The organism is Phycisphaerales bacterium AB-hyl4, assembly GCA_041821185.1.
Classification (GTDB): domain Bacteria; phylum Planctomycetota; class Phycisphaerae; order Phycisphaerales; family Phycisphaeraceae; genus Natronomicrosphaera; species Natronomicrosphaera hydrolytica.
In genome coordinates this window covers 395,284-408,358 of the sequence record JBGUBD010000005.1, presented here as the reverse complement: position 1 = coordinate 408,358, position 13,075 = coordinate 395,284, and the positions used below count along the sequence as shown (strand labels likewise).

The following is a 13,075-nucleotide window of genomic DNA, read 5'->3' as shown; positions in this document are numbered from 1 at the left end:
CCCCGATCCCTTTCAGCCCGTAGACGGCCGCGGCCGTCAAGTTGCGTAAAGCGTGAATGATAACCACATCGCCTCTGCCTGTCGCATCGCGACCGTCACAGCACCGCGACGCGCGCACCACAACGAAGAGGACGCAAACAACATCCCTCCCCATGATCGGCGATCCGCCCCGGTCGACCTTCAGTTTTAAGCCTTGAAATTAATCCAGCAACGCGACCCCGCCGCCAGACTCCCCCGCCCCCCGCACTCATCACCCCCAAACCCACCGTTTAGCCCACGCGCCCACGCGGGGGCATTCCAGCGAGAACCCGACATCCGCCATCGCCCAACCGATTACATCAGCATCGTCGTACGCAGCGTCTCGATCGTCGCCTGCGAAACGGTGAACGGGTTGGCCGTGTCGAACAACTCCGCGAACCGCCACCACACGAAACCGACGCCCAATAGCAGCGCCACAAACGCGGCCGCCAGCAGCACGGTGTAGACATTGTGGCTCGCACCACCTCGTGTTCCGCCCATTTCTGCCATCGTGCACACTCCCGGGACGCTTCAGCGCGTTCGCCGCGCGTCCTCGCAATGGTGTTCGTCCACCGAATCAACTCAACCAATCACGACGCCATAGCAACTCGTCGTCGATCACAGGCTGCCGGCGAAGATCATGTCGCCCTGCTGGACCCGATCCTGAATCAGCGTCATGTGACCGACCGCCACGTCCGCTTCCACCGAGTCGATCACCAGTCGGCCGAGATACTGCTCGCCGCGGTGAACCATGAATTCCATCTGCTCGGCCACGCCGTCGTTGCTGCCGACGTTGACCTGCACGAAGACCTCGCGGCCCTGCTCGTCAAGCTGCACAATGCGGCCGGAAATCGGCTGTGTCGGCGTCGGGCCACGCTCGGCCCGCTCCGGGTCCGCCATGAACTCGCGAAGCTCCGGCGGCGCCTGGGCGATACGCTCTTCAATCTCGCGGTTCGCCTCCATCAACGCCTGCATCCGCTCACGGAAGCGACGCACCTGACGCTCAAGGCTGTCGCCCTGCGTGCTCAGCTCGGCGATTCGGCCGGAGGACTCAACCAGACGACCCTGCAACTCCACCGTTTCACCCCGACGACGCTCCAGTTCCTCGCTCAGCGAGCCCAGCAACGCCGTGCTCTGCGACTGGGCCGCCGAGAGACGCTCCAGCGACGCTTCCCACTTCTCCAGGTCCGCCCGGGCGTCCGCCGCCGACTCTCGCGCCGACGCCAACTCCGCTGCGAGCTGCGTCACCCGATCGGTCTGCCGACGAACCTCTTCGCCACGCTGCTGAAGCTGACGGTCGTAATCCGCCCGAATCCGCTCAACCTCCGACTGCCGAAGCGTCGCAGTCGTTCGCGCCGCGTCACGCTCGCTGGTCAGCCGCTGTACATCCGATGCGAGATCTTCGTACTGAGCCACCGACGAGACGGTCAGCGCAACCAGAAGAATCGCCAGGACAGTGACGAGTACGACGAACGCCTTGGTGAGCATGCTCAAGGGAGTGTCCTCTCCAATGAAGGAAGGGCCGGGGGCACAGAAATTTTCCGCAACATTCGGACGCAGAACCAGCGGCCGATTTTATCGTCCAACATTAATTACTGCACACTCTTGCGGTTGTCAACCACCCCCCCTCCCGGAACCACCTCGCAACCATGCCTCCCGACAGCAGAAAACAGCCCGCACCCGCGACGCGAGACCGCCCCGAACCCCACACACAGCAACCCGCAATCAGCGATTTGCGATTACTTCGACAACACGGCTTAACACTGGCAACATTTAGCCGCGGTGCTTGCACCGCGCTATCCGGGCCGAACGCGCGGGCCAAGGCCCGCGGCTGAATGGGTGCGGGATCAAGGCCGCGCTGTCGTGTCAGCAATCTGATTCTCAGCCCCCCGCCACACCAACCGCCTCCAGCTCGCGCGACATCGTCGGCGTCGGCTTGGCAAAGTACCAGCCCTGCGCGTATTCAATGCCCACCTCTCGCACCATGTCGTACTGCGCCGCCGTCTCCACACCCTCCGCGAGCACGCGAATGCCCTGGCCATGAGCGTAGTCCACCAGCCCGCGAAGCAGCGACAGATTCGCTCGGCCGGGGTCGCGCGGCAGCAGGTTCCGGTCCAGCTTGATCAGGTCCGGATGCAGCTCGTCAATGTAATGCAACGCGGTATGCCCCGACCCAAGGTCGTCCAGCGCGACCTGCGCCCCGAGGTCGCGGTACGCATCGAGAATCCGCTTCAGGTGATTCATGTCCGGAAACTGCTCCGACTCCACCACCTCAAACACCAGCGATGTCGGATCGCAGCCCACCGCCTCGGCCGCCTCCCACGTCGACTGCAAACACACCGCCGGGTCGTAGATCACCGTCGGCGCGAAGTTGATGAACAGCCGTTCGCCCGGCAGAAGCTGAGGCCAACCCTGTCGAATCGCCGCCTGCCGCGCGAGTTGATCAAACTGAAACATGGCATCATGCGCCCGGGCCGCGTCGATGATCGGGCCCGCCGGCATCGTTTCGCCATCGAGCGTCGCCCGGGCCAGCGCCTCGAAGCCATACACCGTGCCCCGTCGGGTATCGACGATCGGCTGAAAGTGTGCCCGCAGCCCCGTCGCCGGGTCATCCCCCTTCGCCGAGGCGTTGAGCAGCCGCGGCAGCCAGGGCGAACGCACGCGTGCCAGCAACGCCTCCACCGGCTTCGCTCGCCACGGATTGGCCTCGCCTTGTTCGTCCACCTCCGACGCCAGCAGGTCCCGCCGTTCAATCGCACTGAGCGTCTCAATAAATTCGCCCAGACGCTCCGGCCAACCCGACTCACCGACCATGAACGTACCGCCAGGCCCCGGTTCAAATGCCTCGGCAAGCTTCAGATTCACGACCGGCGACTGTGAACACAGCACCACCCCCGTGACCCCCAACTCCGGCACCGGCTGACGACAAACACAACGATGAGCCGACCGCTTACCTTGACAGACCATGTTTTGAACTTCCCCTTCCCCGGCACATATGGAACAACAAATACCACCGGACCACCCTTAGGTCGGCCTATTACACCCGTCACTTGACTGCAACCGCCGCCACCCGTTCACCAACAGGCCTAAAATACCCCTCGTATGACCCACCGCCGTGACAAGCTCGACCAGCTGCTCGCCAAGGCCCGCGAGCTGCCCAAAACGCCCGGCGTCTATCTCATGAAAGACGCACAGGGCCGGGTCATCTACGTCGGCAAGGCCGGCAACCTCCCCAACCGCGTCAGCAGCTACTTCATCCCCTCCGCAGACCTCGGCCCGAAAAAGCAAAGCATGCTCGGCGTCGTCGACGACTTCGACATCATCGAATGCGAAGGCGAGTGGGAAGCCCTGCTCACCGAAAACCGACTCATCAAGGACATCCACCCCCGCTTCAACGCCCGCCTCACCGACGACAAAACCTTCCCCTACCTCGTCATCACCCTCCGCGATGACTTCCCCGGCGTCTACATCACCCGCGAGCCGAGCAACCCCGAATTCAAAGGCGCGAAAGTGCTCGGCCCGTTCACCTCCAGCGGCGCCCTGCGCGAAGCGATGCAACTGCTCCAACGCGTGTTCAAGTTCCGCACCTGCCATCTCGAAATCAACGACACCGACCCGAAGCAAGACGGCCGAGCGTACTTCCGCCCCTGCCTGCTCCACCCGATCAAGCAGTGCACCGCCCCCTGCGCCGCGAAGATCAGCAAGGCGGCCTACCGCGAAGACATCGACCGCTTCATCCGCTTCCTCGAATCCAAACGCTCTGTCATGCTCCGCGAGTTGCGCAACGAGATGGAGCAGGCGAGCAAAGACCTCGCCTTCGAGCGTGCGGCTGTGCTGCGCGATCAGATTAAAGCCATCGAAAAGCTCGACGAGCGCGGCAAGAAAAGCCAGGGCTGGCAACCCGAAGCCGAGACGTTCTACAGCGACCCGACGAAGGGCCTCGAATCGCTGCGCAAAACGCTCGGCCGAGATGAGCCGATCCGCTACATCGAATGCATCGACATCGCCCATCTTCAGGGCGGCGAAACCGTGGGCTCGAAGGTTGCCTTCATCGACGGCCGACCCCTGAAAAACCTCTACCGCCGATACAAGATCAACACCATCGCAGGCGGCAACGACGACTACGGCAGCATCCGCGAAGTCGTGTCCCGCCGATACCGCGAAGCAGGGCAGGGCCACGAACTCTACCCCGACCTGATCGTCATCGACGGCGGCCTCGGCCAGTTGCACGCCGCTCGCGACGCGTTCGACCAGCTCGACATGAAACCGCCGCAAGTCATCGCGCTGGCGAAAAAGGAAGAGCTGATCTACACCGAACAGAAGCGCGAGCCGATTCACCTCGCCCGCAACAACGCAGGGTTGAAGCTCTGCCAGGCCATCCGCGACGAAGCGCACCGCTTCGCGCAGCACTACCACCACATCCTGCGGCGGAAGAAAGTGATCGGGGAGTAGGTTGACCCGATCGCGCGCGCATAAAAAAACCGGCTCGCGAACGAGCCGGTCTTCTTCTGCGCCTGCTATGTCGGTCGGGTGATGAAAAGAGAGCCCGGCCCACCGGAGTGAGCCGGGCGGGGTTTTAGAAGTTAAAACCGAGACCGAGGGCGTAGGTCCACGAGCCGCGGCGACGATCGATGTCGCTCGAGCTGCGGAACTCAACGTCGAAGCCGGCACGGGCGAAGACGAAGGTCGTCTCCTGCAGGTACCACTTCACGCCACCTTCGGGGCCAACCGTACCCGAGTCGGCACGGTCGCGGCCGTACACATAACCCAGGTTGGCACCGACGAACGGACGCCATTCGCCGAAGTCAAAGTGCCACTGAGCCACGGCGCGGGTCGCACCGGCGTACGAGTCGCTCGTGTCGCTGCCGCCAACCCAGGACAGGTCCTGGCGGGCACCGACGAGCAGTTCGCGGGTCAGGTAGTGACCCACTTCACCAGTCACGGCAATGTTGCCGTTGTCAATGTTTCGATCGCTGGCACCGAAGCCAGCAACAGTCATTTCCCAATCGCCTTGCCGCGGGCCAAAAGCTCCGGGCTGCTGGGCGAGGGCGGGGGCTGAAAACACAACCACCGCAAGCAAGCTCATCATCAGGTATCGCATCACGACGCCTCCTTCATTGTTTGGCATCTTTTCGAATCATCGGCCGGCGTCTCGTCGTCGCACAACGACGTCCGGCGTCATCACCCGACCTCTCGCGGAGGGTGCGCAGACACCACATCCTTCAAGAGGCACATACAGTCAACATCAAATTGTGAACCGCGGTTTGGAATCCCCCCTGAATTCGTGAGTACCAGCCTCCGCCGGTCAAACGCAGATCCCTGGGTTAGTTTGATCACCCGTACGATTCACCACCTAACTCAACTCTCCCATCTTATAGGCCTGCAATCTCTCAATTGCAAGCAACAACTCGGTGGTGGTTCGCCCGGTTTTTCGCTCGCATCCCGGACCAGCAGCGCGCACCGTAGCCGCAGGAAGTACGCTCGTAAGTAGCTTGTGGATGTGAACAAACACGACCACCTCGCAATTGCTCAACTCCTCGCGACCCCCATAAAACCACAACCACCGCACTCACGCGAACTTGGACGAATCCACCAAAATATCGCCGACCCAGCCTGATCGGTCGACCAGCCAGCGCCCAGCGGCCCCTGCGTGCCCCATGAGCAATGCCGGAACCCGGCCACGCCGGCGTCTCCACCTTATATCGGCGCAGTCGCCTGTTTTTATCGAGTTTTATCGCTTTTTTATGGCGGGATCGACCCAAATGTTGCGTTTTGTCACGCCGTACGCCCGCTCACTCCGCCACAGCCGTGTATTGGCGAATCGCATCGAACAGCATCGCCGGCGGGCTGCCCTTGGGCAGATACAGCGCCGCGCCGGCCTGCCGCATCGCTCGGCCCATCTCTTCGTGCTCCTCAATCGACAAGCCCACAACCCGCACCCGCGGCATCAGCTGCGCAATCTGACGTGTGGCCTCGATGCCATTAATCCCCGGCATATGCACGTCCATCAACACCACGTCCGGGCAAAGCCGTTGCGCCGCCTCGACCGCCATCTCACCATCCACCGCTTCACCCACCACTTCGATATCACGATGGCCCGACAGCAGCGTGATCAACCCCTTGCGCAGCGGCGCGTGATCGTCCACCACCAGCACACGAACCCGGTCACGCGGTCGCTCCGACGAATCGTCATCCGTCTTATCACCGCTCGACGTCGAATCCTTCGGCCCGATGCAAGGCAGGACAATCGCATCATCCGCCGACGGAATCGTTGGTGAATCCCCACCCGAGCCACCTTCGCCGGCCGGCGCGTCGCCGATCGTCGCCGGCGAACTCTGATCGTCCCCCAACGCCAGCTCGATCGTAATGCGCGTCCCCTCCCCCCGCTGGCTGTGCAGGTCCAGCTTGCCGCCGAACAACTGCACGCGCTCTCGAATGCTGAACAGCCCGAACCCCGCCGCCGTCACATCGCTGGCATGCAGCGCCGCCGCTTCGAAGCCCGAGCCGCAATCTTCCACCTCGATGCGCAACGGCCCCGGCGGCTGATGCGTCACCCGCACCATCGCCTCTTTCACCCCCGCATGCTTGACCACGTTGAACAACATCTCCCGCACCGCATCAAACAGGAACACACACACTTCCGAGCCCAGCGGCCGCTGATCCTCCACCACCGCCATGTCCAATTGCACCGTCAAGCCATGCTGGTCGTTCATCCATCGGCAAAGCCATTCGATCGCCGCGGGCAGGCCGGCGTCGTAAAGGATCGGCGGACTCAGCTCCACCGTCAGCGAACGTGACGCCTCGATCGACTTCTCAAGCAACTTGTCCACCTGGTCGGCCGCGTCGGCCAGCTCCGGCTCTTCAAGCCGACCCTGTATCGCCCCGACGCGCAGCTTCGCCGCCACGAGCAACTGTTGAAGGTGATCGTGCAGCAGCTTCGCCAGCCGTCGACGTTCGCGCCGCTCCGCTTGCGCCAGTTCCGCCGCGAGCGCCCGCAGTTGCACCGCGCGATGTTCCGCCACGGCCGTGCGGTCCGCCACCCGCTGCTCCAGCGTTTCGTTGAGCGTCTGCAACTCGCGCTCGCTGGCTTTGCGCTGAATCGCCGCGGCCAGCAGGTGCGCCACCGACTGAAGAAAGTTGATGTCATCCCGCGTAAATTCGCGCGGCACCGTCGTATGCACGCCGAACACGCCCCACGGCCGACCGCCCAGCCCCGGGACCACCACGCTCATCCCACTGACCACACCATAATCGTGCAACAGCTGCGGACCGTTGAACCGCTGCTCACTGGCAAGGTCCGTCACCACCACCGGCCGATCCGACTGCAACGTATAACCCGCCTGCGAGTCCAACTCCGCACCCACCCGGCCCTCGCCGACGAGCCCTTCCTGCCAGCCCACCCCAGCACACAACCGAAGCTGCTTGCCGCTGGGCTCAAGCTCAAGCAGCTTCGTCAACGGCACGTCCAGCGTCTCGGCCACACGGCGGACGATCTCGTCCATCAACCCTTGAAGATCCTCACCACCCAGCGCGAGCTGGCCGAGCTGCGCTACCGTCTCCTGCTGACGCGCGTGCGCCCGCAGTCGATCCTCCGCCACGCGACGGTCGGTGATGTCCATGCAAACGCCGTTCATCCGCACCGGCTCGTGGTTCGCGCCGTAAACCACCTTGCCCCGCGTCGCCATCCACCCCGGCTTGCCGGGCCCGAACTGCGTCGGATACTCCGTCTCGTACGTGGTTTGCTGCTCGATGGCCTGGCGTATTTCGCCCAACACGCGCTCGCGATGATCCGGGTCGACATGCTGCACGAAGTCTTCGAACTGTCCGGTCAACTCCTCGGGTTTCTGGCCGTGGATGCGGGCGAGGTTGTCCGACCAATGCACGGCCCCGGTGGCGATGTCCCACTGCCACGTGCCGATGCGCGCCGCGTCGAGGGTGAAGCGTAGCCGACTCTCGCTTTCGCGAAGTTCTTCCTCGGTTCGCCGCTGTTCGGTGATGTCCACGCAAGTGCCGATAAAGCCGGCGAACGTGCCGTCCGACATGCGGCGGGGCACGCCATGATCCAGCACCCAGCGATATTCGCCGTCCGCCCGCCGCAGGCGATAATCCATCCGGAATGGCTCACGCCGAGCGAACGCCTCCGTGTAAACCTTGAGGCAGCGTTCACGGTCCTCCGCGTGGACGCCCTCCGCCCAGCCGTCGCCGACTTCCTCTTCCATCGATCGGCCGGTGAACGCCAGCCAACCCTTGTTGAAGTAAAAGCACTTTTTGTCCAGGCCCGACATCCAGATCAACACGGGGGCCGCGTCGGCTGTCGCGCGAAAGCGTTGCTCGCTCTCGCGCAAGGCCCGCTCATGTCGTCGGCGTTCGATGATCATCACCGCCAGATGCGTGCACGTATCGACCACCTGTGTCTCGCCATCCATCGGCTCGCGCGGATGATCGTACGTCAGCGCGAACGTGCCCAGCAGGTGCCCGTCACCACCGATCATCGGCGTCGACCAGCACGCGCGAATGCCAAACGCCTCCGCCGCCTCGCGGAAATTCGCCCAGCATGCATCCGCCCGCACGTCCGTCGTCACCACAGGCTGGCGCAAATACGCCGCCATGCCGCAGGTCGCGTGCTGCTCACTTACCGACAAGGCCGGCATCTGCTCGCGAAACGCTTCGGACATGCTCGGCGCGGCAACAACCCGCAGCTTCTCGCCCTGCTCATCCGCCAGCATGATCACACACCGCGCTCCCGCCAATTGCCGCTCGGCACCCTCGGCGAGGCTCCGCATCACTGCCGACAACGGCTGCGCCGAGCTGAACTGCTCCAGCACGCGATTCTGAGCAACCAACCATTGTTCGCTTAGGCGACGGTTCATCAGCAACTCCGCCCCCCAGCAATCCACTCGTTCATCGGGTTCGGATCAGCCGGGGACAGGCAACGCCGCCGCAGCATCCGAATCGTAGGCTCAACCTCGACGACTAGATACAAAATACCACCATATCACTAATAACTTTATCCCCCACAGAGAATCGTTGGCTTGCGATCCCGCTCCCATTTAGCCGCGGGCCTTGGCCCGCGCGTTGGCCTTCGTAACGGACAAACGCGTTGTCGTACGAATCCGCCGACTAATCCCCCGGCACGCCGCCATGGTTCTCACGAACTATTGCGCGATGCAGGCTCTTGAACCCGAACTCGGCCGCCATCGCCCCGGCAGCGGTCACAAGAAACACATGGTACCCGATCCCCCCGAAACTCGGCAGCAATATCCAAGCCGTGCCCGGCAGCGTGATCTCAGGCCACCCGGCATAAAGCGCCATCCCCACAAACGGCACGATCGCCCCACGCACGCCCGTGAGCGTGACGTGAATGCCCATGTACGTGCCCACCAGCCGCCGGTCGGCGAAGTCGTTATGCCCCAGATTCCACGCCAACATCCCCGCGCCGCGCGTGATGCCCTGAATCGCCCGCGCCCCGATCAGCACCGCCATCGCCGCCCAAAGCGACCCGCTCACCCCGAACGCCAGAAACGCCGCCACCCAGTTGGCAAGCTGATTGGTGATCCAGTACCACCCCTGCCGCGCGCGAAACTGCGCCACGTGCATGCTGTCCAGCTGCCGGGCCCACAACGGCATCGTCGCCACCGCCAGCGACATCGGGATCGCCGTGCTCAGTAGAATCGAGAGCATGTACTCCACCGGCAGCTCGGCAGTCAGCTCCGCGATGATATAGATGATCACCACTTCGCTGGTCATATTCGCCGCGCCGGCCACGAACTGCCAGATCATGTAACTACGAAAAAAGTGGTCCTGCTTGAGCACAGCCCAGAAGTTCGGCTTGTCGTTGCGCTCCGTGCGGGCCTGCTTCGGGTCATACTCGTAAATCGGCCCCGGCAGGCCGTGCGGCAGCGGCCGCGCGGTTGGCGTCTGCTCGTAACGCAGCAACTCCCGCTCGCCGCGTAGTCGAACATGCGAAAAGCTGAACACCCCCAGCAACGCCAACCCCGCGCTCAGCGGATACACCACGCGGAATGCATCGTCGCGCAAGTCCAGCAGGAAATAGCCCAGCAGCGGCGCGAACCCCAAAATCAGCGAGTTGATCAACGCCAGCCGACCTGTCACCTGCGCGCGGACATTTCGCGGATAGTTCATCCGCCACACCGTCGACCGCAATGTGACCACGCCCGACAGCAGGCAACGCGACAGCACCACCAACACGGTCAGCAGCATCGCGCCCAGCGGATGATGCTCCCCGCCGCCGCCGGGCAGCAGCGCGATGCCCGCCACGCACAGCAGCGTCGTGACCTGGAGCACGTTGATCGCCGCAATTTTCCGCTTGCCGCGCGCGAGAAACGCCCAGATGAAGCTGGTCATGTTCGCGAACATTGGCGCTGCCATGATCATGGCGAACTGCCACGGCGCGACGTTGAACGCCTTCGCCGCGAGAATGCCCACCACGCCGCCTTCGACCATCGCGATCGCGATCGGATAAGTCAGCGCATTGCGCAACTCGTACGTATAGCTCTGCCGGGTGATCCAGGGCTGACTTCGCGGAGCAAATGGCTTGACCAGGCGATCGAACATAGCAGCACGCAGGCGGGGGCGAGCAGAAACGAAACCGCCATCATGCTGAATTCACCTGCCGTTGTCGAATTGATGACCCCGGCCGCCGGGGCCTACGCATCTAATACGGCTTCAAGTTAATCCCAGCGCGTCCGGTTCCCTCTCCCTCCCAGGGAGAGGGTCGGACGACCCCGTACCATCCGCGACGCAGCATGCTGTTGGGTCTCGACTGCGGAACCGTTTCACCCTCACCCCAGCCCTCTCCCTGGGAGGGAGAGGGGGTGGGAAAACGCGCTGGAAATAACTTGAAACCGTATAATCGCTCGTTACGCCAAGACGCAGAGACGCCAAGACGCCAGAAAGAAAGGCAAGCCACGAAGGCACGAAGGGGATGAAGGGGGCACGAAGGGGGAAGCAAGAATTAGAAGGAAGGGGGATGACTGGGAGGGGCAGGTGTTCAGGAACATATGCACGCTTCCCTGCCTTGCCAAAACTAATGCTCTGCCTTTCTTCGTGTTTTCTTCGTGTCCTTCGTGTCTTCGTGGCAAGAACGATCTGCTGTCCTTGGCGTCTTGGCGTTGAAAATCGACGGCTAAATCAGATGCGATGGCCCTGCCCCCGGCCTCTCAAAAACTCATCGCCGTTCGTACGCCTCGCGCAACTGGTGATACACATCCAGCGGCACCCGTGCATGATCGAGCTTGACCGTCTTCCGCGTACCGTGATAGTCGCTGCCGCCACACGTCAGCAACTCGTACCGATCCGCCAGCCCGGCGAAACGCTCGACGTCGCGCGGGCGGTGGTCGCTGTGATGGGTTTCAATCCCGTCCAGACCAAGATCGCGCAAACGAGCGACCATGTGTTCCAGTGCATCGTGGTCCGCCAGGCCGAGTTGCACCGGGTGTGCCAGCAACGCCAGTCCGCCCGCGTGGTGAATGGCTTCGATGGCCTTTTCCGCGCTCAGGCGATCCTTGCGGATATACGCCTCGCCGCCTTCGCCGAGGTATCGCGCGAACGCCTCATGCTTCGACTTCACGTACCCCTTGCGCACCAGCAGCTCCGCGATGTGTGGCCGACCCACCACCGTCGCCGGCACATCGCCGCCTGCCAGTTCGATCACTTCGTCGTAATGAAGCTTCATCCCCAGATCGTTCAGCCGTTCGACCATTTCCGGGTTGCGCTGCTGCCGGGCTTCGTGCAGCCAGCCCTGCACCAGCGCGAGCTGCTCGTCCGCCGGGTCGATGAAATAGCCGAGGATATGCAGCGTACCCAGTCGCCGGGGTGGGGTTGCCCTGGCGGTCTGTCGATCCAGCAGCGGGTCGGCAGACAGTTCGATACCCGGCACGAACGGTAGATCATGCTTCGCCGCCGCCTCGGCGCACGCCGCGAGCCCGGCCGTGGTGTCGTGGTCCGTCAGCGCAATCGCGCCCAGCTCGGCCTCGCGCGCGAGGCGCGGCAGATCCTGTGGCAGGTCCGTGCCGTCGGAAGCCGTCGAATGCAGGTGCAGATCGCAACGCATGCGCCGCATTGTAGGCCGTTTGCTCCCCACGCAAACCGCCCCCATGTCTAAACCAGAAACCCGAAACGAGAAACCAGAAACCTGATCCCCTACGACTCGGTCGAGACGCGTTGGAAGACACCCGTCAGCCGCGGCATCTGCACCGGCTCGGCGGTGACCTGCACGTTCAGCGTCGGCACGAGCGTCAGCACCGCGTCGGCGATCTCATCATCCGTCGCGGTGGTCGTGTTGAAGGTTACGGTGAAACGCTCGGGCGACAGCGACTCGCCCGGCCAGTAGCGCTGGTAAAACGCCTGACGGTTCGCGTCAATCTCGCGTACACGCTCAGTCGCCGCGTCGCGCGTGATGCTGAACTGGTGCCGCATGTGCTCGATCCGGTCACGCTCCGGCGCGACGAGATAGACGTGCACGCCCAACGGCATGCCGCGCGTCACGAACACTCCGCCCCGGCCGATGAGAATCACCCGGCCGCGCTGAGCCAGCGCACGCATCGCCTTGGCCGCCTGGCGGTACGCGCGAATCTCGGTGGCGTTGGTATTGAACATCCCGGCGAGCACTTCCTCCAGCCAACTCCGCGACTGTTCGCCGAGGCCTTCGACCAGTTGCGCGAGCAATTCGTCGTCGCCGGCGACCATCTCCACCAGTTCGCGGTCAATGCCGGTCCAGTCGTGCTGGCCTTCGGGCGTCGGGTCGAACTGACGCAGGCGCGTGATGAGCTTCTCCTGCAACGTATGAGCGCCCGCACCGGCCTGTCGGCTGATCGTGATGAACGGCTGGGGCCCGTCGTCGTGCGACGTCTCACTGCGAGCGGTGGCGGCAATGGCTCCGATGATCGAGTTGTACCGTGTCATGCAAACAAACCTTCTTTCGCGTCGTGGCTGTCAATGTCGTCGCGCAATGTCGCGCTGACCCGGAGGTCGGCCGGGCATTGTATGTAATCGTAATATCATCCGTCAGCCGACGCACCGCCTCATGCCACGGCAA

9 protein-coding genes are annotated in these 13,075 nt (G+C 63.3%); 1 reads left to right on the top strand and 8 read right to left on the bottom strand.

The features are described 5' to 3' along the window. Positions 1 to 333: 333 nt before the first annotated feature. The 3 genes from ACERK3_10430 to ACERK3_10420 form a co-directional block, all read right to left on the bottom strand. Positions 334 to 519 carry a hypothetical protein gene (locus ACERK3_10430; GenBank protein ID MFA9478713.1) on the bottom strand — a complete coding sequence of 62 codons (186 nt, stop codon included), beginning with the start codon at positions 517 to 519 and terminating at the stop codon, positions 334 to 336. A 117-nt stretch (positions 520 to 636) separates the two neighbouring features. After that, positions 637 to 1,512, bottom strand: coding sequence for a hypothetical protein (locus ACERK3_10425; protein MFA9478712.1), 876 nt, complete (start codon positions 1,510 to 1,512; stop codon positions 637 to 639). Positions 1,513 to 1,899: 387 nt separating this feature from the next. Further along, entirely contained in the window at positions 1,900 to 2,985 is a 1,086-nt protein-coding gene (locus ACERK3_10420; protein ID MFA9478711.1) for an EAL domain-containing protein, read from the bottom strand. A gap of 135 nt (positions 2,986 to 3,120) precedes the next feature. Here ACERK3_10420 and ACERK3_10415 point away from each other — a divergent pair, with 135 nt between their 5' ends. Further along, the gene (locus ACERK3_10415) at positions 3,121 to 4,470 is read left to right on the top strand and encodes a UvrB/UvrC motif-containing protein (GenBank protein MFA9478710.1); all 1,350 of its coding nucleotides are present in this window, start codon (positions 3,121 to 3,123) and stop codon (positions 4,468 to 4,470) included. 124 nt (positions 4,471 to 4,594) lie between these two features. On the opposite strand, the gene ACERK3_10410 is transcribed toward ACERK3_10415, so the two are convergent. From ACERK3_10410 to ACERK3_10390, 5 genes are all read right to left on the bottom strand, one after another. Then, positions 4,595 to 5,119, bottom strand: coding sequence for an outer membrane beta-barrel protein (locus ACERK3_10410; GenBank protein ID MFA9478709.1), 525 nt, complete (start codon positions 5,117 to 5,119; stop codon positions 4,595 to 4,597). A gap of 691 nt (positions 5,120 to 5,810) precedes the next feature. Beyond that, positions 5,811 to 8,888, bottom strand: coding sequence for a PAS domain-containing protein (locus tag ACERK3_10405; protein MFA9478708.1), 3,078 nt, complete (start codon positions 8,886 to 8,888; stop codon positions 5,811 to 5,813). Between the two features lie 250 nt (positions 8,889 to 9,138). Then, on the bottom strand, positions 9,139 to 10,593 hold the full coding sequence (locus ACERK3_10400; protein ID MFA9478707.1) for an MFS transporter: 1,455 nt from the start codon (positions 10,591 to 10,593) through the stop codon (positions 9,139 to 9,141). Between the two features lie 613 nt (positions 10,594 to 11,206). Beyond that, on the bottom strand, positions 11,207 to 12,091 hold the full coding sequence (locus ACERK3_10395; GenBank protein MFA9478706.1) for a PHP domain-containing protein: 885 nt from the start codon (positions 12,089 to 12,091) through the stop codon (positions 11,207 to 11,209). Between the two features lie 89 nt (positions 12,092 to 12,180). Then, positions 12,181 to 12,942 (bottom strand): AAA family ATPase, encoded by a 762-nt coding sequence (locus tag ACERK3_10390; GenBank protein MFA9478705.1) that lies wholly within the window; start codon positions 12,940 to 12,942, stop codon positions 12,181 to 12,183. Positions 12,943 to 13,075: the final 133 nt, after the last annotated feature.

Bases quoted from the DNA above. Each gene is read 5' to 3' on its own strand.
- ACERK3_10410 (MFA9478709.1), bottom strand. From the start codon at position 5,119: ATGCGATACCTGATGATGAGCTTGCTTGCGGTGGTTGTGTTTTCAGCC.
- ACERK3_10430 (MFA9478713.1), bottom strand. From the start codon at position 519: ATGGGCGGAACACGAGGTGGTGCGAGCCACAATGTCTACACCGTGCTG.
- ACERK3_10420 (MFA9478711.1), bottom strand. From the start codon at position 2,985: ATGGTCTGTCAAGGTAAGCGGTCGGCTCATCGTTGTGTTTGTCGTCAG.
- ACERK3_10395 (MFA9478706.1), bottom strand. From the start codon at position 12,091: ATGCGTTGCGATCTGCACCTGCATTCGACGGCTTCCGACGGCACGGAC.
- ACERK3_10390 (MFA9478705.1), bottom strand. From the start codon at position 12,942: ATGACACGGTACAACTCGATCATCGGAGCCATTGCCGCCACCGCTCGC.
- ACERK3_10405 (MFA9478708.1), bottom strand. From the start codon at position 8,888: ATGAACCGTCGCCTAAGCGAACAATGGTTGGTTGCTCAGAATCGCGTG.
- ACERK3_10400 (MFA9478707.1), bottom strand. From the start codon at position 10,593: ATGTTCGATCGCCTGGTCAAGCCATTTGCTCCGCGAAGTCAGCCCTGG.
- ACERK3_10415 (MFA9478710.1), top strand. From the start codon at position 3,121: ATGACCCACCGCCGTGACAAGCTCGACCAGCTGCTCGCCAAGGCCCGC.